This is a genomic window from Agromyces aurantiacus, from assembly GCF_016907355.1.
Taxonomy (GTDB): Bacteria; Actinomycetota; Actinomycetes; order Actinomycetales; family Microbacteriaceae; genus Agromyces; species Agromyces aurantiacus.
The window spans coordinates 3,257,612-3,281,093 of the sequence record NZ_JAFBBW010000001.1 but is presented as its reverse complement, the minus strand read 5'-3'; the positions used below and the strand labels follow the sequence as shown (position 1 = coordinate 3,281,093).

At 74.3% G+C, this 23,482-nt stretch carries 14 protein-coding genes; 9 read left to right on the top strand and 5 right to left on the bottom strand.

The window, feature by feature from the left end; all coding sequences use genetic code 11:
- Position 1 precedes the first annotated feature (1 nt).
- Together JOD46_RS15480 and JOD46_RS15475 are read right to left on the bottom strand one after the other, a co-directional pair.
- Positions 2-2,794 (bottom strand): FtsX-like permease family protein, encoded by a 2,793-nt coding sequence (locus JOD46_RS15480; protein ID WP_204395390.1) that lies wholly within the window; start codon positions 2,792-2,794, stop codon positions 2-4.
- Entirely contained in the window at positions 2,791-5,880 is a 3,090-nt protein-coding gene (locus tag JOD46_RS15475; protein WP_204395389.1) for a hypothetical protein, read from the bottom strand. Before JOD46_RS15475 ends, JOD46_RS15480 begins: the two co-directional genes overlap by 4 nt.
- Positions 5,881-6,420: 540 nt before the next feature.
- Between JOD46_RS15475 and JOD46_RS15470 the strand changes: the two genes are divergently transcribed.
- Positions 6,421-8,268: an ABC transporter ATP-binding protein gene (locus tag JOD46_RS15470; protein WP_239564158.1), complete on the top strand. Its 1,848-nt coding sequence runs from the start codon at positions 6,421-6,423 to the stop codon at positions 8,266-8,268.
- Positions 8,265-10,073 carry an ABC transporter ATP-binding protein gene (locus tag JOD46_RS15465; RefSeq protein WP_204395387.1) on the top strand — a complete coding sequence of 603 codons (1,809 nt, stop codon included), beginning with the start codon at positions 8,265-8,267 and terminating at the stop codon, positions 10,071-10,073. The genes JOD46_RS15470 and JOD46_RS15465 overlap by 4 nt, the downstream gene beginning before the upstream one ends.
- A 60-nt stretch (positions 10,074-10,133) precedes the next feature.
- Here the strand turns inward: JOD46_RS15465 and JOD46_RS15460 are convergent, their stop codons facing one another.
- On the bottom strand, positions 10,134-13,751 hold the full coding sequence (locus tag JOD46_RS15460; protein WP_204395386.1) for a DUF3376 domain-containing protein: 3,618 nt from the start codon (positions 13,749-13,751) through the stop codon (positions 10,134-10,136).
- 215 nt (positions 13,752-13,966) lie between these two features.
- On the opposite strand from JOD46_RS15460, the gene JOD46_RS15455 reads away from it, so the two are divergent.
- Genes JOD46_RS15455 through JOD46_RS18675 form a run of 3 tightly spaced genes read left to right on the top strand, consistent with a single transcriptional unit; the run spans position 13,967 to position 16,615 of the window.
- Positions 13,967-14,638: a response regulator gene (locus JOD46_RS15455; RefSeq protein WP_204395385.1), complete on the top strand. Its 672-nt coding sequence runs from the start codon at positions 13,967-13,969 to the stop codon at positions 14,636-14,638.
- 10 nt (positions 14,639-14,648) lie between these two features.
- The gene (locus JOD46_RS18680; RefSeq protein WP_239562810.1) at positions 14,649-15,680 is read left to right on the top strand and encodes a hypothetical protein; all 1,032 of its coding nucleotides are present in this window, start codon (positions 14,649-14,651) and stop codon (positions 15,678-15,680) included.
- Positions 15,681-15,694: 14 nt separating this feature from the next.
- Positions 15,695-16,615 (top strand): sensor histidine kinase, encoded by a 921-nt coding sequence (locus tag JOD46_RS18675; protein ID WP_307835109.1) that lies wholly within the window; start codon positions 15,695-15,697, stop codon positions 16,613-16,615.
- 16 nt (positions 16,616-16,631) lie between these two features.
- Here JOD46_RS18675 and JOD46_RS15445 read toward each other — a convergent pair whose 3' ends face one another.
- Positions 16,632-16,946 (bottom strand): MGMT family protein, encoded by a 315-nt coding sequence (locus JOD46_RS15445; protein WP_204395383.1) that lies wholly within the window; start codon positions 16,944-16,946, stop codon positions 16,632-16,634.
- 35 nt (positions 16,947-16,981) lie between these two features.
- Positions 16,982-17,440 (bottom strand): GNAT family N-acetyltransferase, encoded by a 459-nt coding sequence (locus JOD46_RS15440; RefSeq protein WP_204395382.1) that lies wholly within the window; start codon positions 17,438-17,440, stop codon positions 16,982-16,984.
- A gap of 162 nt (positions 17,441-17,602) precedes the next feature.
- Here JOD46_RS15440 and JOD46_RS15435 point away from each other — a divergent pair, with 162 nt between their 5' ends.
- From JOD46_RS15435 to JOD46_RS15420, 4 genes are all read left to right on the top strand, one after another.
- Positions 17,603-18,820, top strand: a complete 1,218-nt coding sequence (locus JOD46_RS15435; RefSeq protein ID WP_204395381.1) for an NADP-dependent isocitrate dehydrogenase — start codon at positions 17,603-17,605, stop codon at positions 18,818-18,820.
- Positions 18,821-18,847: 27 nt separating this feature from the next.
- Positions 18,848-20,779, top strand: coding sequence for a heavy metal translocating P-type ATPase (locus tag JOD46_RS15430; protein ID WP_204395380.1), 1,932 nt, complete (start codon positions 18,848-18,850; stop codon positions 20,777-20,779).
- A 160-nt stretch (positions 20,780-20,939) separates the two neighbouring features.
- Positions 20,940-22,130 carry an ROK family transcriptional regulator gene (locus JOD46_RS15425; protein WP_204395379.1) on the top strand — a complete coding sequence of 397 codons (1,191 nt, stop codon included), beginning with the start codon at positions 20,940-20,942 and terminating at the stop codon, positions 22,128-22,130.
- A 70-nt stretch (positions 22,131-22,200) separates the two neighbouring features.
- Positions 22,201-23,466, top strand: coding sequence for an extracellular solute-binding protein (locus JOD46_RS15420; RefSeq protein ID WP_204395378.1), 1,266 nt, complete (start codon positions 22,201-22,203; stop codon positions 23,464-23,466).
- The last annotated feature ends 16 nt before the right edge of the window (positions 23,467-23,482 follow it).

Sequence of the window (23,482 nt, the reverse complement as noted above, 5' to 3'; positions counted from 1 at the left end):
GTCAGCCTTCCTCCTCCTTGCGCATCGCGCGTGCGGCGCTGACGCGTCCGCCGACGTGCGAGGCGATGCCGGCGGCGACCGCCGACACCGCGACGGATGCGATCACGACGGCGCCGATGAGCGCCCAGTCGTAGGTGACGGCGGGCGGCGTCGACCCGCCGGTGAACGCACGGAGGTCGACGCCCTGGAGCACGACGACGGGCACGATCGCGCCGAGCGCGACCCCGGCGAGCACCGCGACCGCCGTGACGGGGGCGATCTCCCACGCGACGAGCGCCTGCTCGCCCCGCCGCCCGAGGCCGAGCGTGGCGAGGAGCGGCAGCAGTCGCGCCCGCGCGGACTGGCCGACGAGCAGCGTGAGCGCGAGGGCGAGCGCCGTGAGCACGGTCGCCGCCGCGATCCCCGCGAGCAGGCCGATCCGCAGGCCCTGCGAGTCGGGCAGCGCGCGGATCCCGGCGGCCAGCCCTGCCGGCGTGGCGGCGGTCGCGCCGTCCCCGGCGATCGCGGTCAGCGCGGCGCCGACCTCGTCGGGATCGGCGCCGGGGTCCAGTCGCACGAGCACGTTGCGCGGCACGAGGGTGTCGGTGAACGGCTCGGCGTTCGCCCGGTCGACGAGCACCCAGGCGGAGCGCGGGGTGAACGGGCTCTGCGCGTCGACCGTGGCGGCGATGCGGATGCCCCGGCCCTCGAGCGAGACGTCGGGCGCGTCGGCGATGGCCTCGCCGACCGAGCGCGACACGACCACGGGCGCCGGGTCGGCGCCCGTCTCGGCGAGTTCCGCCGGCAGCACGAGGGCGTCCTCGCGGCCCTGCTGGACGGCGGCGAGCTCGGCCCGGTCGACCACGATGAGCGTGGTCGCGCGCGACCGGCCGTCGACCTCGAGCAGCGCCGGTCGCGTGGAGTACACGGGGGCGATCGCCTCGACGCCGTCGGCCTCCCGCATCTCGGCGAGCTGCGCGCGCGTGATCGGGACGCCCGAGACGGCGAGGTCGGCGCCGACACGGCGGTCGCTCGCGACGTCGATGCCGGTGTCGAGCGTGGCGAGCACGACCGCCGACGTCACGGCGACCGACACGCCCACGACCACGGCGAGCACCGGTACGAGTCCCGCGCTGGGATCGCGCAGGGCGCGCGCCGACCCGAGGAAGGGCACGAGGTCGCGGCGCCGCGACATCCGTCGCACCAGCGCGGCGAGCGGCAGGGGATAGAGCCGCAGCACGAGCACGCACGCGGCCAGGGCGAGCAGGAGCGGCGCTGCGGCGAGGAGCGGGTCGACGCCGACCTCGGCGGCGCCGGAGGTGCCGCGCTGGAGCAGCAGTGCGACCGACGCCGCGCCGACGATGACCACGAGCGCCTCGACCACGACGCGCCATCGCCCTCCGGCCGTGCCGCCGAGGTCGGCTCGGGCCCGTCGCAGCGGGCTCAGTTCGCCCGCGCGGGCGACGAGCAGCACGGCCGGCGTCACGGCGAGCACCGCCGCGATCCACCACCCCGCGAGGCCCGTCGATCCGGGCGTCAGCGCGATCGCGAGGGCCGCGCCGGCGGCGCCCGCGGGGATGCCGAGCACGAGCCCCTCGGCGAGCAGGACGGTCCGGAGCTGCGCGGGGGACGCGCCACGCGCCGCGGCGAGTTCGAGCCCGGTGCGACGCCGCTCGAACACGACGCGCGCGCCGAGTACGAGCACGGCGACCGCGACGCCGAGCGGTCCGGACGCGACGGTCGCGAGCACGGCGTCGACCGAGGCCGCCGCCGTCGTCATCTCGACGAGGGCGTCGCGCAGTCCGGTCGTGAAGCCCACCACGCCGACCGTGGAGTAGGAGATGTAGGGGATGACGGTCCCCGGCGCGGCGCCCGCGATCGTGACCTCGACCGAGCGGCCCGAGCCGAGCACCTGCGACGTGCTCGAGAACTCGCCGAGCTGGCCGGCGATGCGATCCGCGTCGGCGGCGTCGATCGCGGACGCGTCGACGGGGATCCAGGCGTCCATCCGCAGCGCGAGGGCGACCTCGGCGAAGTCGGGCCAGGATGCCGGGTCGAACCACGCCACGGCGGTGTACTGGGGCGGCGACACCCCGTTGTCGACGACCGACGCGCGCAGCGCCGTGGGCAGGTGGGTCCAGAAGCCCGCGTCGGGGTCGACCGCCTCGACGATCCCCGCGAGCCGCACCACGGCGCGCAGGCCCGCCTCGTCGACGGTGCGCTCGTCGCCGACCTGCCAGCGCATCGCCTCGGCCACGGGCGCGGCGAGCACGATCTCGGCCGCCTCGGCCTGCGACTCGGCGAGCGGGCCGGGCAGGGGCGCGGGCCAGTCGCCCTCGACCAGGCGCACGTGCTCGCGCATGCGCGGATCGAAGCCGGGCTCGATGCGGTAGACGGGGCTGCCGGGCCCGGCGCCCGGGACGCGCGCCTGGACGGGACCGGAGACCGCGACCGACATGGGCGCGTCGGTCGTGCTCCGCAACGGCTCGGGGAGCGCGTCGCGGATGCCGGCGAGCCGTTCCTCCTGCCCGCCCCAGACGGCGTCGACGTCGTCGGGCAGCGTGGTGCCGGAGGTCGACGGTCCGCTGTCGGGCCCGAACGGCGAGGTCGCGGTGAGGTCGAGCTCCGATGCCGGCCGCTCGGCCAGCTGTCGCGCGAGCGACGCGGTGTGGATGTCGGCGACCGCGCGCGGCGCGACCACGGCGACGAGCGCCGCGGCCAGGACCAGCATGGCGACGGCGACGGACGGGAGCGGGCCGGTGCTCGCCCAGCGGAGCACGAGCCCGGCGGCGGAGCTGCGGGAGCGGCGGCTCATCGGTCCTCCGTCCCCGGCAGCGCGGACGCGGCGAGGCGGCGGACCGCGCCTCCCGCGGTGATCGCGATGGCGGTCGCGCCGGCGCCGAGCACGGCCGTCGCCACGATGAGCGGGATCCACGTCGCGGCGGCGATCGGCGGGATGCCGGCGGCGGCGGACGGGACGGCTGCACGCCCGAGCTCCGGCGCGGTGAGCAGGGCGACGACGGCGCCGATCGCCAGTCCGACGGCGATGGCGACGGCCGCGAGGACGAGGAGCTCGTCGCGCCGCGCGGCGGCCTGGCCGCGCGCGGTCGTGCCGAGTGCCCGGAGCACGGCGGTCTCGCCGGCTCGTGCGGCCGCGAGCGCGGCGACGAGCGCGGCGAGCGCGACGAGCGCGAACATCGCGGCGCCCGCGGCGCCGATCCACAGCGCGGTCAGCGCGGGCGCGACGAGCCGGTCGCTCGAGACGTCGGCGCGCGTGGTCACCGTGATCGGCGTCGTGCGGTCCTGGAGCAGCGCGTCGGCGACGGCCGCGGGCTCGTCGGCGGCGAGCCACAGCTCGTCGTGCTGCGGCACGCCGGCGTCGGACGAGAAGGCGGCCGCGGTGACGGCGCCGAGGTCGGCGAGCACGGCCCGGTCGCCCGCGGGCACGACGGGGACGATCCCGGCCACCTCGGCGAGCACGGTCGCGCCACCCGTCTGCACGCGGAACTCCAGCGGGTCCCCGATCCCCGCGTCGACGAGGTGGGCGAGCTCGCGGTCGACGACGACCGGAACCGGGGTTCCCCCATCGGGCAGTGCGGAGAGGCGCGCGGACGGCGCGGTCGAGGACACCGAGAGCTCGCCCGCGAGGTCGAGCGGATCGGAGCCGACGTCGACGCCGCCGATCGCGACATCGAGGTCGCCGCCGCCGCCCGCGAGGCGCGCCTCGACGCCCAGGATGGTGAGCCCGGGCAGGTCGGGCGCCGGCGTCGAGAGGGTCGCGCGCCGACCGGGCTCGACCGAGCCCGCGTCGAGCCGCAGCGCGACGCCGTCGCGATCCTGCAGCCACACCGCGAGGTCGGCACGCGCCCCGGCGGCGGCGGGGCCGGCCCCGGCGGCCGGCCGGACGTCGACGTCGAGGGCGAGCGTCGCGGCGGGCGGGATGGCTGGGCCGCGGTCTGCGCCGGCCAGCACCTCGCGCGTGCCGGCGCCGAGCGGCGTCCCGGCACCCGGCGCGATCTCGGCGAGGCGGGGGATCGGCACGGCCACGAGGTCGACGGGGTCGGAGCCGACGCGGGCCTCGCCGCGGAACACCGGCCCGGCCACCACGCCGTCGAGCGCGGCGATCGCGTCGGCCTCGGCCGCGGCGAGCGGATCGGGTCCGCGCACCACGTCGCGCGCCGGCAGGTCGACGCGCAGGTCGCCGCCGAGCTCGGCCGCCGCGGCGGCGCGGTCGGCTGCGCGCCACGATCCGTCGACCACGGCGGCGAGCGTGAGGCCGCCGGCCGCGAACGCGAGCACGAGGATCGCGGACGCGTAGAGCGGCGTGCGACGAGCGAGCTGCCGTGCGGGCAGCGACGGCACGAGCCCGGGCCGCCCCGCGGCCCACCGCTCGAGCAGCCGCGCGGCGCCGCCGGTCACGGCGAGCGCACCGACCGCGAGCGCGAGCAGGACGAGCACCGGGGCGAGGGCCGCGAGCGGGTCGACCCGGATGCCGCCCGACGCCGAGCGCACGAGGGGCGAGCCGTAGAGCCGGAACTGCCAGAGCGAGATCGCGGCCGTCGCGGCGAGCATCACGACGGCGCCGGCCGCGAGCGCACGCCGTGCGCGTCCGGTCTCGTCGCCGGCACCGCGCACGACGGGCCGTCCCGCATCGCGCCACGCGGAGACCGCGAGCACCAGGGTCACGGTCGCCGTGACGCCGGCGCCGACGAGCCACGCGGACCCCTGCTGCGCGGCGGCGAGCGGCGAGACCGCGGCGAGCACGGTCGCGCCGGCCACGGCGCCGACGGCCGCGGACGGCCCACCGACCACGACCGCCTCGAGCGCCGCGTCGCGGGCGAGGCCGATCGGCGCGGCACCCCGCGCGAGCAGCAGGGTGGTCTCGCGACGCCTGGCCGAGACGAGGAGCACGGCGAGCCGCAGCAGTGCGACGATCCCGGCCACGCCGACGAGCAGGAGGGGGAGGGGTGCGAGTGCGCGGGCCGCGCCGAGGCCGGCGAGCAGACGGTCGAGCGTGGCCGGCAGCCGACCGGTGTCGATGAGGCCGTCGCCGCCGAGGTCGGGCTCGTTCCCGAGTGCCGGCGTCACCGCCGGGAGCGCCGCGCGCAGCGCCGCGAGCGACTCGGCGGTCGCTTCGGACGGATCGGCGACCGCGGTCCAGCGCACGGCGACCGCGGCGGCCACGTCGGCGAGCGCGGACTCGTCGACGAGGAAGGGGCCGACGCCCTCGGCGTCGAGCCCGGTCGCCACGAGCGGGTCGCCCGCCCACTCCGGCGCCTGCGGGTCGTCGGGCAGGAACGTGCCGACCACGAGCAGCCGCAGGCCGTCGAGCTCGACGATCGAGCCCTCCCCGAGGCCCGTGGCACCCGCCGCGCCGGCGTGGAGCGCCGCGGGCTCGGCGCTCGCCGCGTCGGCTGCGGCGACCGCCGCCGGGTCGTCGGGCCAGGCCCCGGAGACGAGCGAGGACCGGCCGGCCGCCTCGGGATCGGCGAGGAGCACCGCCCCGGGCGCGGCGGCGTCGGCCCCCTCGGCGACCGGGAGTCCGCCACCCGCGGCAGCGGGGACCGGGGAGCTCTGCACCGAGCGGGACCACGGGGCGCCGTGCACCGCGACGAGCCGGTCGAGCACGCCGGCCGCGGCATCCGCCTGGGCGCCGGCATCGTCGGCGAGGCGGGTCTGCCATCGCACGGCCCGGTCGGCTCCGGATGCCGCGGCGAGCCCGTCGCGCGCGCCGGCCGTCGGGGCGACGACGAGCACGCCGACCGTCGCCGTGAGGAACGCCGCGAGCAGCAGCGCCACCGTCGCGACGCCCGCGAGCACGCCGGCGCGGGCCCGCGAGCGCGCCAGGAGCAGGCCCGGGCGCGCGCGCGGCGGCGTCGACTGCATGCGCGCGTCGGCCACGCGACCTCCTCATCGACGGGTCGCACGCGCGGGGATGCAGGGGGCTCGCCGGGATCCGGCGCGTGTCGGGATCGACAAAGCGTATACGACCCTCCGGTCTTGCGCGCCACCGCACCCACCCCGTACTCTGAAGGGCTGGCCGTCCGGGGAACCATCCGGCCGACCGAGGGGTTCGTACGACGACGCAGGAGGACGACATGCAGACCATCGAGATTCCCGCCCGCACGGTCGCGGCGTTCGGTCCGCTCGTCCCGGCGTCCCTCGCCGCCCCCGCCACGATCGCCGCCGGCTAACCCGCCGATCGTCCAGCCGGCGGGATGCCGGCCGTTCCCCGCGGGGCCCATGGCCTCCGCACCGCTTCGCGCGCACGAACACGTGCGCCGCTTCGCGTCTCTTCGACGAGGTCCGCATCGACGCGACCCGTCGCGCTTCCCGGAAGGAACCGGCGTGACCGCCACCCACCAGTCCCACCCTCCGCATGCTCCGCGCCTGGGCACCGTCCGCGCGCTCGCACGCCTCCGCGACTACGTCGGCCCCGCCATGCCGGCGATCGTCGCGAGCATGGCGGCGTACCTGGTCGCGCAGCTCATCGCGCTCGCGATCCCGCAGGTGCTCGAGTCGATCGTCGACGGACCCCTCGCCGACGGCGATCGCGACGCCGTCGTTCCGCTCTCGCTGCTGGTGCTCGCGCTCGGCGCCGGCGAGGCGGCGATGTTCGCGCTGCGGCGCTGGCTCGTGCTCACGCCGACGACGCGGGTCGAGGCCCGCATGCGCGACGCGCTCTACGCGAAGCTGCAGGAGCTGCCCGTGAGCTTCCACGACCGCTGGCCGAGCGGCCAGCTGCTCTCGCGCGCGGTGAGCGACCTCAGCCTGATCCGCCGGTGGCTCGCGTTCGGCTTCGTGCTGCTCGTCGGCAATTTCGTGGTCATCGTCGTGGGCGCCGTGATCCTCATCGCGATGAACTGGGTGCTGGGCCTGGTGTTCCTCGCGTGCGCCGTGCCGCTCTGGATCGTCGGCTACCGCTTCGAGGGCCGCTACTCCGAGGTGTCGCGGCGCAGCCAGGACCAGTCGGGCGACCTCGCCACCGCGGTCGAGGAATCGGTGCACGGCATCCGCGTGCTCAAGGCGTTCGGTCGCGGCAAGCACGCGCTGACCTCGTTCCGGGCGCAGGCCGAACGGCTGCGCTCGACCGAGATCGAGAAGGCGCGCCTCGACGCCGACATCTGGATCTGGATCCTCATCGTGCCCACGGTGGCGCTCGCGATCTGCCTCGTGCTCGGCGTCTGGCTCGCGGCGCAGGGCGAGATGTCGGTCGGCCAGCTCGTCGCGTTCTTCGCGACCGCGGCCGTGCTCGCCTGGCCGATCGAGTCCATCGGGTTCCTGCTCGCGTTCTCCCTGGACGCGCGCACGGCGACCGACCGCTACTTCGACATCATGGACACCGAGAACGCCATCACCGACCCCGAGCGGCCCGTCGCGATCGAGCGGCCCCGGGGCGAGCTCGCGTTCCACGACGTGCACTTCCGCTACCAGGACTCGCCCGACCGCTTCGGCGACCTGCTCGACGGCGTCGACCTCGTGCTGCGCCCCGGCGAGACCATGGCGCTCGTCGGCCTCACCGGCTCGGGCAAGACGACGATGACCGCGCTCACCACGCGCCTCTACGACGTCACGTCGGGGTCGGTGACCCTCGACGGCGTCGACGTGCGCGCGCTCTCGCGGGAGGAGCTGCGCCGCCACGTCGCGATGGCGTTCGAGGATGCGACGCTGTTCTCCGCGTCGGTGCGCGACAACGTGCTGCTCGGGCGTCCCGACCTGACCGGCGACGCGGCATCCGACCCGGATGTCTCGGCCGAGGCCGATCGCGTGCTCGCCGAGGCGCTGCGCATCGCCCAGGCCGGCTTCGCGTACGGCCTGCCCGACGGGGTCGACACGAAGGTCGGCGAGGAGGGCATGAGCCTCTCGGGCGGCCAGCGCCAGCGGCTCGCGCTCGCCCGCGCGGTCGCTGCGAAGCCCGCCGTGCTCGTCCTCGACGACCCGCTCTCGGCGCTCGACGTCGCGACCGAGGCGAAGGTCGAGGCCGAGCTGCGGAACGTCCTGGCCTCGACCACGGCGCTCATCGTCGCCCACCGCCCCTCGACGGTCATGCTCGCCGACCGGGTGGCCCTGCTCGAGGACGGCCGCATCACCGCGGTCGGCACCCACTCCGAGCTGCTCGCCGAGTCGGAGCACTACCGGTTCGTCATCTCGAGCCTGGAGGACGAGGAGCGCCGCGTGCACGCGGAGGAATCCGACCTCATCGACGACGAGGAGCTCGAGGCGCCCGCGACCGCGTCGGCCGCGACGCGATCACCCGGGAACGACGCACGAGAGGAGGCGGTCCGATGAGCACCCTGACCGGAGTGCAGGGCGAGGAGCGGCACGAGTTCAGCAAGGCCGAGTCCCGCTCGCTGCGGGCGCGGAGCCTGCGGCTGCTCGGATCGCTGCTGCGCCCACTGCGCGCGCAGCTGTGGGCCACGATGGCGATCATCGTCGTGTCGACCGCGGCCCAGGTCGCCGGCCCGGCGCTCATCGCCTACGGCATCGACCAGGGCCTGCCCGCGCTCATGCGGCAGGAGTGGATGCCGGTGACGCTCGCCGGGCTCGCGTATCTCGCGACCGGTGCCGCCGGCGCGTTCCTGATCGCGTGGTACATCCGGCTGGCCGCCCGGGTCAGCCAGGCCGTCCTGATCGACCTGCGCACGCGCGTCTTCCTGCACACGCAGAAGCTCTCGCTCGAGTTCCACGAGTCGTACACGTCGGGCCGGATCATCTCGCGCCAGACCAGCGACCTCGACGCGATCCGGGAGCTGCTCGACGAGGGCATCAACCAGCTCGTGCGCGGCGTGCTCTACATGGTGTTCACCGCGATCGCGCTCGTGTGGCTCGACTGGGTCTCCGGACTCGTGCTCGTGGCGACGCTCCTGCCGCTCGCGCTGCTCAGCCGGTGGTTCCAGGTGCGCTCGCAGAAGCTGTTCCGGCGCTCCCGGGTGGCCAGCGCGTCGCTCATCGTGCAGTTCGTCGAGACGATGACGGGCATCCGCGCGGTGCAGGCGTTCCGGACGGAGCGCCGCAACGAGCGCGTCTTCGGCGAGCTCGTCGAGGACAACCGCGAGGTCAACGCGCGCGTGCTCGGCCTGTTCGCGATCTACAACCCGTCGCTCGCGCTCATCGGCAACGTCGCGGTCGCGGTGGTGCTGCTCATCGGCGGCTTCCGGGTCGTCGACGGGGCGCTCGAGGTCGGCGTGCTGCTCGCGGCCGTCCTGTACACGAAGCGCTTCTTCGATCCGATGGAGGAGCTCGCGATGTTCTACAACTCCTACCAGTCGGCCGCGTCGGCGCTCGAGAAGATCTCGGGCGTCCTCGAGGAGGAGCCGAGCGTGCCCGACCCGGCGGACCCCGTCGACCTCTGGGCGGCCGACGGTCGCGTGCGGTTCGAGGGCGTCGAGTTCGCGTACACGCGCGACCGCGTGGTGCTGCCGAGGTTCGACCTCGACATCCCGGCAGGGCAGACCGTCGCGCTCGTGGGCTCCACCGGCGCGGGCAAGTCGACGCTGGCGAAGCTCATCGCGCGGTTCTACGACCCGAGCGACGGCGTCGTCGACCTGGACGGCGTCGACCTGCGCCGCCTGCACCCGAAGGACCTGCGCCGTGCGATCGTCATGGTCACGCAGGAGGCCTACCTGTTCTCGGGTTCGGTGGCCGAGAACATCGCGCTCGGCAAGCCCGACGCGACGCACGACGAGATCGTCGCGGCCGCCACGGCGGTCGGCGCGCACGAGTTCATCGAGGGCCTGCCGAACGGCTACGACACCGACGTGAACAAGCGGGGCGGCCGGGTCTCGGCGGGCCAGCGCCAGCTGATCTCCTTCGCGCGCGCCTTCCTCGCCGACCCCGCGGTGCTGATCCTCGACGAGGCGACCTCCTCGCTCGACATCCCGAGCGAGCGGATGGTGCAGGAGGGGCTGCAGACGCTGCTCGCCGACCGCACCGCGGTGATCATCGCGCACCGCCTCTCGACGGTCGCGATCGCCGACCGGGTGCTCGTGATGGAGCACGGGCGCATCGTCGAGGACGGCGCGCCCGCCGAGCTCATCGCGGGCTCGGGCCGGTTCGCGGCGCTGCACGCGGCCTGGCGCGACTCGCTCGTGTAGGGCGGGGCGGATGGCGCGGGGGAGCGCCCGCGCCATCCGCCCACCCCTCGTCGGCCCGGCCTAGTCCAGCGGTGCGCGCACCACGCGGTCGTCGACCTCGGGGATGCGGCGGACCAGCTCGGGCATCCACCAGAGCACGTTGGCCCAGGCGACGATGAAGACCGTCGCGGCCACGGTGTCGGCCAGCAGCGGCGCGATGCCCAGCGTGAGCTGCTGGGCGACCCAGTCGGCGCCGAGCGCGACGGCGACGGCGAGGATCGTGACCGTGATCCAGTTGACGCCGCGGGTGTCGGCGATCGCCCGCGGGGTCCGGCCGACGCGGAGCCAGTCGACGGTCAGCGCGATCGTCACGGCGGCCGCGCCCACGGCGAGCACGAGCCAGTTCCACTGGCGGGGCACCTGCAGGAACACCGGCATCGGGTCGCCGACGACGAGCTCGACCACGAGCTGGACCGCGGGCAGCACGCCGCCGAGGACGGCGAAGACCACGACCATCGAGATCGTCCGGGCGTCGCGCCCCGGGATCGAGGCGCGCGTGGCGGCCGTCGCGAGCCGGATGGCGATCAGCGCGAGGATCGTCGTGACGGCGCCCGAGAGCAGGATGAGCAGGAAGTTGCTGCCGATGAGCGCGATCACGAACGGCACGAGGCTCGCCATGCCGACGCCGGCGATGATCCACGCGGGACGCGCGGCGCGCCGCCGCGCCGCCTCGGCGGCATCCGAGAGCGGCGGGTCCAGGGCGGCGGCCACGGCCGCCCACCGGCGCTGGGCCGACCACACGCCCCAGGCGATCGCGGCCATGCCGGCCACGCCGATCACGCCCGACGCGATCAGCCACCACGGGGCGCCCAGCTCGACGTCGTCCCACGTCAGCAGCCAGGCGACCGCGGCGACGAAGCCCGACACGAGCGCGAGGCGGGGCGGGTCGAACACCGTCGGCGCCGCCGCGAGGATCGGGCGGGCGAGGGCGAGCACGGCCTGGGCGCCGACCGCGACGGCCCGGTTCACGGGCTGGACGACGACGCGGTCGAGCAGCCGCACCGTTCGCGAGGCGATCGCGAAGCGGTACGACGGGTCGAGGTTGAGGATGGTGTCGGTGCCGGCCCGCAGGCGTGAACGCCGCGCGGCGCGCGCGTCGCCCGGCTCGCCCGGAGCCGAGGGCAGCACCGCCGTGGTCGCGGCGGACGGTGGCACCGGCGCGCTCGCGGCAGCGCGCCGCGGCTCCAGGGGCGAGAGTCCGCGCGCGGCGAGGTCCGGGGCGTCGGCCTCCTCGAGCACGGCGTCCTGCAGCAGCCGGATCGCGGCATCCGTTCGGACCAGCTCGGGCTGCAGCGACGAGAAGAAGCGGGCGATGCCGGCTGCGCCGTCGAGGCGCCCCCACCACCAGTCGTTCACGCGCCAGTCGCGGGCCAGGAACCCGAGGAAGTTGCCGATGCCGTACCCGGCGAGCTTGGACTGCCGGTCGAGCACGACCTTCTCGGACGCGCGGCGCAGCGCCGACGCCGCCTGCTCGGGGGTCGTGCCCGGGGTGCGCAGGGCCGCGCCGAGCAACGAGTACCAGCGGTCGGTCGCGAGCGCGCGGAAGCTCGCGGGGTCGTCGGGCGCCTCGTCGACGCCGATGGCCCAGTAGCGCACGTGCGAGAGCGCGGCGGGGATGCCGCTCGCGTGGTAGAGCGGGGCGAGGTCGCCCGCGGCCGGCGACGGCGCCGACCCGAGCGGCCGCCATCCGGATCCCGCCCACTCGGGCGTGAGGTCGCGCTTGCCCGCGGCGGCGTCCTGCTCCACGCGGAGCGTGGTGATGCGCAGTCGCGCGACGGCCTTGTCGAGCTCGTGCCAGTGCTCGTTGGTGCGGATGCGTGCGGATGCCGCGAGCCACGCGTCGATCCACTCGTCGAAGTCGGCGGCGGTCGGGGTGCGCCCGCTCGCGGCGAGCTCGTCGGTGCGCACGAGCACGCGCGCCGTCAGCTCGTCGAGCCAGGCGTTCGCGGCGGTGAGCGCGTCGTACGCCGCGCGGCGCACCTCGGGCAGCGACAGGCCGCGCCGCGACCCGGCCTCCTGGGGGAGCGCCTCGAGCGCGCGCGTCCAGCCGAGCGTGCAGTTCGCGGCGTCGGCCAGCGCGAGGGGCGACTTCGCGATCGCCGCGCGCTCGGTGCTGCTGAGCGCGGCGAAGCGCCGGGCGGCGGCGCGCGCGAGCCCGTCGAGGCGGATGAGCGGGATCGGCCGGTACCGGCGGCGGCTGGTCAGGCTCGAGTGCAGCTGCCAGAGGCTCGGCGTCGCGATCGTCTCGGCGAGGTGGTCGGCCAGGTCGATGCCGAGCGCGCGCACGTACGCGACGCGGCGCTGGTGGATCGCGTCGTGATCCCAGCCCGCGCCCGCGACGAGCGGGGCCGCGCTGTCGAACCGGGCGGCGGCCACCACGCGCTCGGCGTTGAAGCGCTCGAGCTCGGCGACCTCGCGCGCGACCGACTCGCGCCGGAACTGGCGCGAGATCATCGCGCCGATCGCGCGGAAGAACCGGGACGCGTTCGCATCCCAGGCGACCTCGCCGCCCACGGGCGGGTCGGGCTCGGGGTCGAGGAAGAGCATGGCCCGGTCGGCCCGGCGGTCCGAGACCCGGAACCGCGCGGCGCGGAGCGCGCGCTCGATGGGCACGTTGTCGAACACCGCGCCGTCGACGATGCGATACGGGGTGTCGGGTCCCTCGCGGTGCGCGGCGAACGCGAAGCGCATCCCCGGGCCGGTCTCCTGCTCGGCGTCGCCGGCGACGCCGCCGAACGAGTCGACGTGGGCCGGCTCGAATCCGCCGGGCAGCGACGACGTCGAGCGCGCCGCGAGCGCGAGCCGCGAGAGGTTCACGAGGTCGTCGCGGCGCCGGTCCTCGTCGTCGCTCGGCGTGGGGATGCGGTTGTCGAGGTCGTGGTCGTCGCTGCCGACGAAGCGGAAGTGGCCCCGGCCCTCGTTCGCGTCCTCCTCGAACTCGTCGGCCGCGTCGATGACGGTCGCCGAGAGGTCGACGGCGGTGTACGAGGACACCAGGTCGGGGTGGCGGTCCTCCGTGCCGTAGATCTCGGTGAGCGCGTCGTAGGTGTGCGCGCGGAAGTAGTCCTCGCCCTGCATGAGCGCGAGGATGCGGCGCGAACCGGGCGGGTGCAGCAGGCCCCAGAACCCGCCGACGCGACCCCAGGTGTCGAGCAGCGTGTCGAGTCCCGTGCCCGCGCGCTGCGCGACCGAGTACACGACCGCGTTGAGGCCGCCGGCGCTCGCGCCGGCGAGCAGGTCGAACTCGACGCGGTCGAACCCGGCGGCGTCGAGCAGTTCGGCGTAGGCCTGCAACCGCGCGAGCACCGGCCCGGTCAGCGGGCGTCTCGCGGTCTCGGGGACGAGCGCGAGGGTCTCCGCACCCGCGTCGTAGAGCCTGATCCGTCGCAGCAGGTCGAGCTCGGCGACGGCGCCGCCGATCCAGACCGCCAGGCTCACGCCCCCGCGCATGGCCAGCGCGATCCGCAGCGTGCGGTTGAACGATGGGGCGGCGCCGGGATGGCGCGCCACGACCTGCTCGATGCGCTCGCCGGGGCGCACGACGATGAGTCGCACCGGACGGGTCGACGCGGTCACGGCATCCGCGCTCGGCGGATGTGCGGATGCGGCGGATGCGGCGGGCGCAGCGCTGCGGATCATGGCGCTCCTCGGGTGGGTGGCGCACGAGGCGCCTCGGCGGGGCCGCGCGGGTGGGCAGGGCGCGCGGATGCCTCCAGCGTGGCAGACCGAGCGGCTCGTCGCATCCGGGTTGTCCCCAGAACGGGGACCGGCCGGGTGCGCCCGTGGCGCGGTAGCCTCGCGATGGGCGGCGCTTGGACGTCGGGGGCTCACGCACGCCTTCGAACGGAGGTGCCATGGAACAGGTCGAGGGCGAGCGCCCGTTGCGGGTCGCGATCGCCGACGATGCCCTGCTGCTGCGCGAGGGCATCGCGAAGGTGCTCGAGGGCGGCGGTATCGAGGTCGTGGCCTCGGTGGGCACCGCCGACGAGCTCCTCGACGCGATCGACGAGCTCGACCTCGATGCGGCGGTCCTCGACATCCGCATGCCTCCCACGCACCGCGACGAGGGCATCGTCGCGCTCGAGCGCATCCGGCAGCGCGGCGACGAGATGGGCGTGCTGCTGCTGTCGATGTACGCGACGCCCGAGTACGCGCTGCGCGTCATGGGCGCGGGCAGCGGCACCGGCTACCTGCTGAAGGAGCGCGTCTCCGAGCCGCAGACCCTCGTCCGCGCCGTGCAGACCGTCGCGTCGGGCGGTTCGGTCGTCGACCCCGAGGTCGTCGAGCAGCTCGTGCAGCGCACGCGCGCCGACGACCCGCTCGCGCGCCTCACCGAGCGCGAGCGCTCGGTGCTCGAGCTCATGGCGCAGGGGTACTCGAACGGCGGCATCGCGCAGACCCTGTTCCTGGGCCTGAAGACCGTGGAGACCCATGTCCGCAGCATCCTGCAGAAACTCGATCTCGAGGAGTCGCCGGAGCACCACCGCCGCGTGCTCGCGGTGCTGACGCTCCTCGGCCAGAGGTGATGCCCAGGTGATGGCCGCCGGACGCCGTCGACGCATCGCACGCCGCACCGCGATCATCGCCACGGTCGTGGTGCTGAGCCTCGCCATGGAGATCTCGGGGTTCCTCGCGACCCCCGCCGACCTGCGTCCGGAGGTGTCGTACACCACGCTGCACGCGGCGGTGCCGATCGTGTTCGCCGCGTGCGCCGGCATCGCCTGGGCGATCGGGCCCAACGACGTGCCGGCGCGGCTCATGATCGCCTTCGTCGTGATGTGGATCCCGCAGTCGTTCTACCAGGTCATCGAGCAGGTCGGATGGCTCTGGCCGATCCTGCGCGGCATCGACCTCACGTGGGCCGTCATCGCGGGCATCCTCGTGCTGGTCTACCCGCGCGGATGGCTCGGCGACCGCTTCGACCGGTTCATCGCGACCACCGCCCTCGTCGCCTCGCTCGTGAACTTCCTGGCGGTGCTCGCGCTCGCCGGCACCGATGCGGTGCCCTGCGACTGCGTGCCCAACCCCTACCGCATCGCGGAGGCGCCGGGCCTGTTCGCGCTGATCGACACCGGCTACCGCATCGTGGGCGGCGCGCTCGCGCTCGCGATCGCGGTGCGCCTGCTCGTGCGCTGGGTGCGCGGCAGCGTGCCGGCCCGCACGGTCGCGTTCCTCATGCCCGTCGCGCTCATGGCGTGGGCGACGACGCTCGCGGTGCAGGCGGTCGGCTACGCGGCCGGCGCCCCGCCGACATGGTCATCGACACGGTGTCGCTCATCGCGATGGCCTCGGTGCCCGTCTGCTTCGTCGCGGGCATCGCGCACGCGCGCAACATGCGGGCGCGCGTGGCCGACCTCATGCGCATCACGCGCGAGGGCGCCGACCGCGGCCTCTGGGCCGAGTCGCTCGCGCGCACGCTCCGCGACGACAGCGTGCGCGTCTACTGGTGGGACGAGGAGCGCGGCCGGTACGTCGATGCCGCGGGGCAGCCCATCGACTCGCAGGAGGCCGGTCGGGGCCACAGCATCCTCCCCGTCGCGTCGCCGAGCGGACTGCCGATCGCGCTGATCCGCCACGACCGGGTGCTCACCGACAACTCGCGCCTGCTCGACGGCGTCTCGAGCGCACTGCGCCTCTCGGTCGACAACGGGCGCCTCCGCTCCGAGGTCGAGCGCACGCTCGAGCACGTGCGCCAGTCGCGCCAGCGCATCGTCGAGGCCGGCGTCGAGGCCCGGCGGCGCATCGAACGCGACCTGCACGACGGCGCCCAGCAGCAGCTCGTGTCGCTCGGCATGCGGCTGCGGCTCGCGGCGAACGACGCGCGCGGCGCTGGACAGGACGCGCTCGCCGAGGAGCTCGAGGACTGCATCGCCACGCTCAACCAGGGGCTGAAGGAGCTGCGCGAGCTCGCCCACGGCATCCATCCGAGCCTGCTCTCGCAGGGCGGACTGGCGCTCGCGGTGCCCGAGCTCGCCGGACGCTGCCCGGTGCCCGTCGAGATCGACGTGCAGGCCGAGGGGCGCCTGCCCGAGCTGATCGAGTCGACCGCGTACTTCGCCGTGGCGGAGTCGCTCGCGAACATCGCCAAGCACTCGGCCGCGACCCGGGCGTGGGTGCGCGCCCAGGTCGTGGGCGAGGAGCTCGTGCTCGTGGTCCGCGACAACGGGGTCGGCGGCGCGTCGCTCGACTCGGGGACCGGCATGCTCGGCATCGCCGACCGCGTCGACGCGGTGGGCGGCACGATCGAGCTCGACAGCCCCCGCGGCGCGGGCACCACGGTGACCGTGCGGATGCCCGTCGACCTCCCGCCCGCCGAACCTCCGGCCGTCGCGGTCGCCCCGGCGTCCGGCGCCGGACCGGATCCCGACGCGCCCCGCCGTTCGCTCGCGGGCGCCGGGCTGCTCGTGGCGGCCGACGCGGGCGACCACGCGCCCGACGCGTCCCCATCCGGTGCGTCCGCGGGACTCGCTCCCGGCGGCATCGGCACGCCGGCCGACGTGTGAGCCCGACCCGTCGCGCTCAGCCGCGCCAGCGGCAGGCCGCGAGGTCGATGCGGTAGCCGTCGACGTCGTCGACCGGTCGCAACGGCACGCCCTCCGCGTCGTAGTGCTCGCGCGCGCGCTCGGCGTGGCCGGCGGGCGGGCGCCCCCCGGCGCGGACGACGCGCCACCACGGCACCGCATGCCCGTACCGGGCCATGACCTGCCCCACGGCGCGCGCGGCGCGCGAACCGAGCACCGCCGCGACGTCGCCGTACGTCATGACGCGACCCGGCGGGATGTCGGCGACGACGGCGAGCACGGCCTCGACGAACGCGTCGCCGTTCCGCGCCATCCGCCGCCCCTCTGCAGGGCCCGCTGCGCGGGCGCTCAGCTCTTCAGCTGGAGCGAGCCGATGACGTCGCCGTACTGCGTCTCGCCGACGTCGCGGAAGCCGATGCGGTGGAAGAACTCGCCGGGACCGCTCGCGTCGGGCTCCCAGAGCACGGTGATGTGGTCGAACCCACGGCGCTTCGCCTCCTCGGCGAGGGCGTGCGCGAGGAACCGGCCGACGCCCTTGCCCTGCGCCTCGGCGTCGACGTTGATGCGCCAGATGCAGGCCCGGAACTCCTCGTGCTCGTTGTCGGGGTCGAAGTTGCCGTGGATGAAGCCGACGACCTTGTCGCCGTTGAGCGCGACCCGCTGCCACGCCGTGGTGGGGTTCACGACCGCCTGTTCGGCAGCGTAGGTGACGGGAGCGATGAACTGCTCCTGGCCGGGCTTCAGCGACAGGTTGTTCGCGGCCACGATGTTCGTCGCGTTCAGTTCTTCGAGTCGCAGTTCAGCCATGCATCGCAGCCTAACCGCCACGTCGGCGCGCACGGTAGCCCGCGAATTCTCTCGATGTCGAGATATCCCGCCGACGCGGTAAGCTGGCAGGCGGTGTGTCGGACACCCCGAGACTTCCTCGCTTCCCACGCAATCCCCACGAGATCCCAAGGAGACCGCCCCTTGTCGAAGATCAAGGTCGAAGGCACCGTCGTCGAACTCGACGGCGACGAGATGACCCGCATCATCTGGCAGGCCATCAAGGACCAGCTCATCCACCCGTACCTCGACGTGAACCTCGAGTACTACGACCTCTCCATCCAGAAGCGCGACGAGACCGACGACCAGATCACGGTCGACGCGGCCAACGCGATCAAGAAGCACGGCGTCGGCGTCAAGTGCGCGACGATCACGCCCGACGAGGCGCGCGTCGAGGAGTTCGGCCTGAAGAAGATGTGGCGCTCGCCGAACGGCACCATCCGCAACATCCTCGGCGGCGTGATCTTCCGCGAGCCGATCATCATCTCCAACATCCCGCGGCTCGTCCCCGGCTGGAACAAGCCGATCATCGTCGGCCGCCACGCGTTCGGCGACCAGTACCGCGCGACCGACTTCAAGTTCGAGGGCGCCGGCACGCTCACGATGACGTTCGAGCCCGCCGACGGCTCCGAGCCGATGAAGTTCGAGGTCTTCCAGGCGCCCGGCTCGGGCGTCGCCATGGGCATGTACAACCTCGACGACTCGATCCGCGACTTCGCGCGCGCGTCGCTGAACTACGGCCTCGCCCGCAACTACCCGGTCTACCTCTCGACGAAGAACACGATCCTGAAGGCCTACGACGGCCGCTTCAAGGACATCTTCCAGGAGGTCTTCGACACCGAGTTCAAGGCGCAGTTCGACGAGGCCGGCCTCACCTACGAGCACCGCCTCATCGACGACATGGTCGCGGCCAGCCTCAAGTGGGAGGGCGGCTACGTCTGGGCGTGCAAGAACTACGACGGCGACGTCCAGTCCGACACCGTCGCGCAGGGCTTCGGCTCGCTCGGCCTGATGACCTCGGTGCTCACCACGCCCGACGGCCGCATCGTCGAGGCCGAGGCGGCGCACGGCACCGTCACGCGCCACTACCGCCAGTGGCAGCAGGGCAAGCCCACCTCGACCAACCCGATCGCCTCGATCTTCGCGTGGACGCGCGGCCTCGCGCACCGCGGCAAGCTCGACGGCAACCAGGAGCTCATCGACTTCACCAAGGTGCTCGAGGAGGTCGTGATCCAGACCGTCGAGTCCGGCGCGATGACCAAGGACCTCGCGCTGCTGGTCGGCCCCGAGCAGGCCTACCAGACGACCGAGGAGTTCCTCGACTCGATCGACGCGAACCTCAAGGCGCGCCTGGCCGCCTGAGCCCTCGCTCCCGTTCGGAGGGGCCGGATGCGTCGCATCCGGCCCCTCCGGCGTTCCCGCCCGGGAATCGGGGAGGATGGACGGGTGACCCGCGCCATCCGCCTGATCCGTCGCTACCCCGTCGTCGCCCTCACCCTCGCGATCGGCGTGCTCGGCATCGTGCTCGCGCTCGTCGGGCAGGGGTGGCTGGTCGCGTGGATCTTCAGCATCTACGCGCTCGGCGTCGCGGCGTGGCAGGCCGTCGGGATGGTGCGCGACATCCTGCGCGGCCACTGGGGCCTGGACATCCTCGCCGTGACCGCGATCATCGCGACGGTCTGGGTCGGGGAGTACGTCGCCGCCCTCATCGTCGTGCTCATGCTCACGGGCGGCGAGGCGCTCGAGGACTACGCCGGGCGGCGCGCCAAGCGCGAACTCGACGCGCTCCTGACGCGCGCGCCGCAGCGCGCGCACCGCGTGCTCGACGACCACTACGTCGACGTGCCCGTCGACGAGGTCGTGCCGGGCGACGTGCTCCTCGTGCGGCCGAGCGAGATCGTGCCCGTCGACGGCACGCTCCGCTCGGCCGAGACCTCGGTCGACGAGTCCTCCATCACGGGTGAGAGCGTGCCCGTCGAGAAGCGCGCCGGCGACGCGCTCCTCAGCGGCTCGGTGAACGGGCCGATCGCCGTCGAGGTCGTCGCCACCGCGCGCGCCGCCGACAGCCAGTACCAGCAGATCGTCGCGCTCGTGGCGGAGGCCGCGGCCAGCAAGGCCCCGGTCGTGCGGCTCGCCGACCGCTACGCCGTGCCGTTCACGGTGTTCTCGCTCCTGCTCGCCGGACTCGCGTGGTGGGTGTCGGGCGACCCGGTGCGCTTCGCCGAGGTGCTCGTGCTCGCCACGCCGTGCCCGCTGCTCATCGCCGCGCCCGTCGCGTTCATCGGCGGCATGAGCCGTGCCGCCCGCAACGGCGTCATCGTCAAGGGCGGGGGAGTGCTCGAGCAGCTCGCGCGCGCGAAGACCGCGGTGTTCGACAAGACCGGCACGCTCACGCACGGCGAGCCCGAGCTGGTCGCGGTGCGCCCCGAGGCCGGCTTCGGCGCCGACGAGCTGCTGGCGCTCGTCGCGTCGGCCGAGCAGTACTCCTCGCACGTGCTCGCCGCGTCGATCACGCACGCCGCACGCGAGCAGGGGCTCCGGCTCGTGGAGGCCGACGCCGCACGCGAGGACGCGACGAACGGCGTCGTGGCCCGCCTCGGCGGGCGCGAGGTCGTGGTCGGCAAGTTCGGCTACGTGCTCGAGCACGCGCCCGACGCGCGCCGCACCGCCATCGCGCCGGGCGAGCTCGCGGTCTACGTCGCCGTCGACGGCCGGTATGCCGGCGCGCTGCTCGCGCGCGACCGCCTGCGCGACAACGCCCATGCCACGCTCGAGCGGCTCGACCGGCTCGGCGTGCACCACACGATGATGCTCACGGGCGACGCGCAGGCGACAGCCGAGCACATCGCCGCCGAGATCGGCATCGAGCGCGTGCGCGCCGAGTGCCTCCCGGCCGACAAGGTGCACGAGGTCGCGGCGATCGCCGAGCGCCCCGTGGTCATGGTGGGCGACGGCGTGAACGACGCGCCCGTGCTCGCCGCGGCCGACGTCGGCATCGCGATGGGCGCGCGCGGCGCGACGGCGGCGAGCGAGTCCGCCGACGCGGTGATCCTGGTCGACGACATCTCGCGCACGGCGAAGGCCGTCGAGATCGGCCGCGACACCGTGCGGATCGCGCTGCAGAGCATCTGGCTGGGCATCATCGTGAGCGTGGGCCTGATGCTGGTCGCCGCGTTCGGCTTCATCCCCGCGACCGCCGGCGCACTGTTGCAGGAGCTCGTCGACCTCGCGGCGATCCTCGCGGCGCTGCGGGCGATCGGGGGACGTCGCGACGCGGCGGCCGAGCCCGTGCGGCCGCGTGCCGCGACATCCGCTCGCTGACTGGTCCCGGGAGTCGCGCCCGGCCGGTTCGAGACGTCGCGGATGGCGGGTGGAAGCGACCATCTGCGACCGTTCGAGTCGAGAGCCCCCGCACACTCGAGGGTCACGGAGCGGTAACGAACGCTTGCGAAGAGTTTGTTCGTAAGGTTTACTAACAAACGTGACCGCAACGGATGCCTCGCGACCCGCCGCCCCCGCCTCGAGCGCGAGCGTGCCGCTCTTCGCCGATCGCGTCCTCCGTGCCTCGGGCAAGGTGCTGCCCGAGCACGCGCGCAGCCACAACCGCTCGCTCGTGCTGCAGACGCTCTACACGAACGGCGCGCAGAGCCGGGCGGATGTCGCGCGCGAGACCGGCCTCACGCGCGTCACGATCTCCGACCTCGTCGCCGAGCTCATCGGCGAGGGCCTCGTCGTCGAGCTCGGACAGCGCGAGGACGCGCGACCCGGCAAGCCCGCCACGCTGATCGACGTCGACCGCACGGGCTTCCACATCGTCGCGCTCGACCTCTCCGAGCACACCCGGTTCCGCGGCGCCATCCTCGACCTCGACGGCACCATCGTCGCGCAGGCCGAGGTCGCGCTCGACGGCGCCACGGGCGAGCGTGCCGTCACGCTCGTGCACGAGCTGCTCGACGGGCTGCTCGCGCTCACGAACGCGCGCGTGCTGGGCATCGGCGTCGGCTCGCCCGGTGTGGTCGAGCCCAACGGCGTGGTGCGCTCGGCACCGAACCTCGGCTGGACCGACCTGCCGCTCCAGGAGCGGCTCGCGGCCGCGTTCCACCTGCCCGTGCACGTCGCGAACGACGCGAACGTCGCCGTGCTCGCCGAGCACGCGAGCGCGCCCGGCGACCTGATCCTCGTGAAGGTCGGCCACGGCGTCGGCGCCGGCCTCATCGTCGGCGGCCGCCCGGTGCTCGGCGCCGGCTCGGCCGCGGGTGAGATCGGCCACGTCGTGGTCGGCACCGACGGCGGCCCGCGCTGCGCGTGCGGCAAGGACGGCTGCCTCGAGGCGTGGCTGGCCGTGCCGCGCCTGACCGCCGAGCTCGAACGGCTCGGCGAGGCGGATGCCGCGGCATCCGCCCGCGAAGAGACCCTGCGGGAAGCGGGCCGGCGCCTCGGCATCGTGCTCGCCCCCGTCGTCGGTGCGCTGAACCTCTCGGAGGTCGTGCTCAGCGGACCGGCGGAACTGCTTGACGGACCGCTGCTCGAGGCGACCGTCGAGACGCTCCGGAATCGGACCATGGCGGAACACCACCGTGATCTGAGGCTCCGGATGACCGCGTACGGGCAGGACATCGTCCTGCGCGGCGCGGCCGTCATGGTCCTGTCCGGACAACTCGGGGTCTCGTAGAGCCCCACCCCGCACCAAGGGTGGCGGCGGCCCCGCTCCCACCCCTCGCCCTACGAAAGGAATCCACGCAATGAGGAAACTCGGCATCGTGGCGCTCGGCGCCGCAGCTGCGCTGACCCTCGCCGGGTGCGCCACCTCCGGAGGCGACGCCGCCTCCGAGGAGGGCGCCGAGATCCGCGTCTGGCTCGTCGGCACCGACACGCCCGACGAGGCGCGCGAGTACCTGAAGAGCACGTTCGAGGAGGAGCACCCCGGCTCCACGCTGGTCATCGAGGAGCAGTCGTGGGACGGCCTGGTGGACCGCCTCACCACGAGCCTCTCGGGCTCGGACAGCCCCGACGTCGTCGAGGTCGGCAACACCCAGGCCGCGGCCTTCACCTCGGCCGGCGCCTTCCTCGACCTGAGCGACCAGTACGACGAGCTCGGCGGTGACGACCTGCTGCCCGGCTTCGTCGAGGCGGGCTCGTACGACGGCAAGTTCTACGCCGCTCCGCTGTACTCGGGCGCGCGCCTGGTGTTCTACAAGAAGGACGCGCTCGCCGCGGCGGGCCTCGAGGCGCCGACCACGCTCGACCAGTACGTCGACCAGGGCATCGCCCTCGCCGAGGCGAACCCCGGCAAGTCGGGCATCTGGTGGCCCGGCCAGGACTGGTACAACGCCCTCCCGTACATCTGGGAGAACGGCGGCGAGGTCGCCGTGCCCGACGGAGACACGTGGGATGCGCAGCTCTCCAGCGACGAGTCGGTCGCGGGCCTCGAGCAGGTGCAGAAGGTCATGACCGAGGCGTCGCGGGCGCCGAAGGACGGCCAGGAGACGAACCCGCAGGTCGGCTTCTGCGACGGCACCACGCTGCAGCTGTCGGCCCCGAGCTGGGTCAAGTGGTCGATCCTCGCGCCGGCCGACGCCGAGACCCCCGGCTGCCCCGAGCAGGAGGAGAACCTCGGCGTCTACGCCCTGCCGGGCAAGGACGGCGGGGCCGCACAGGTCTTCGCGGGCGGCTCGAACATCGGCATCTCGGCCAAGTCGCAGCACCCCGAGCTCGCGATCGACGCGCTGAAGATCATCCTCTCCGACGAGTTCCAGACGATCTACGGCGAGAACGGCCTCGTTCCCGCCAAGCTCTCGCTCGCCGACACGCTCGGCACCGACGAGGTCGCGCAGGCGATCGCGGCGGCCGCCGGCAACGCCAAGCTCACCCCGGCCTCGCCGAAGTGGGCCGACGTCGAGGCCGCGGGCATCCTGCAGGACCTCTTCGTCAACATCGCGCAGGGCGGCGACGTGAAGGCGCTCGCCGAAGAGGCCGACCAGCAGATCGAGGACATCCTCAACGGCTGATCGGTTCCGATGGGGT

Excerpts from the sequence above, each read along its gene's own strand:
- JOD46_RS15480 (WP_204395390.1), bottom strand. The coding sequence starts at position 2,794 with ATGAGCCGCCGCTCCCGCAGCTCCGCCGCCGGGCTCGTGCTCCGCTGG.
- JOD46_RS15470 (WP_239564158.1), top strand. The coding sequence starts at position 6,421 with ATGCCGGCGATCGTCGCGAGCATGGCGGCGTACCTGGTCGCGCAGCTC.
- JOD46_RS15465 (WP_204395387.1), top strand. The coding sequence starts at position 8,265 with ATGAGCACCCTGACCGGAGTGCAGGGCGAGGAGCGGCACGAGTTCAGC.
- JOD46_RS15460 (WP_204395386.1), bottom strand. The coding sequence starts at position 13,751 with ATGATCCGCAGCGCTGCGCCCGCCGCATCCGCCGCATCCGCACATCCG.
- JOD46_RS15455 (WP_204395385.1), top strand. The coding sequence starts at position 13,967 with ATGGAACAGGTCGAGGGCGAGCGCCCGTTGCGGGTCGCGATCGCCGAC.
- JOD46_RS18680 (WP_239562810.1), top strand. The coding sequence starts at position 14,649 with ATGGCCGCCGGACGCCGTCGACGCATCGCACGCCGCACCGCGATCATC.
- JOD46_RS15445 (WP_204395383.1), bottom strand. The coding sequence starts at position 16,946 with ATGGCGCGGAACGGCGACGCGTTCGTCGAGGCCGTGCTCGCCGTCGTC.
- JOD46_RS15440 (WP_204395382.1), bottom strand. The coding sequence starts at position 17,440 with ATGGCTGAACTGCGACTCGAAGAACTGAACGCGACGAACATCGTGGCC.
- JOD46_RS15430 (WP_204395380.1), top strand. The coding sequence starts at position 18,848 with ATGCGTCGCATCCGGCCCCTCCGGCGTTCCCGCCCGGGAATCGGGGAG.
- JOD46_RS15420 (WP_204395378.1), top strand. The coding sequence starts at position 22,201 with ATGAGGAAACTCGGCATCGTGGCGCTCGGCGCCGCAGCTGCGCTGACC.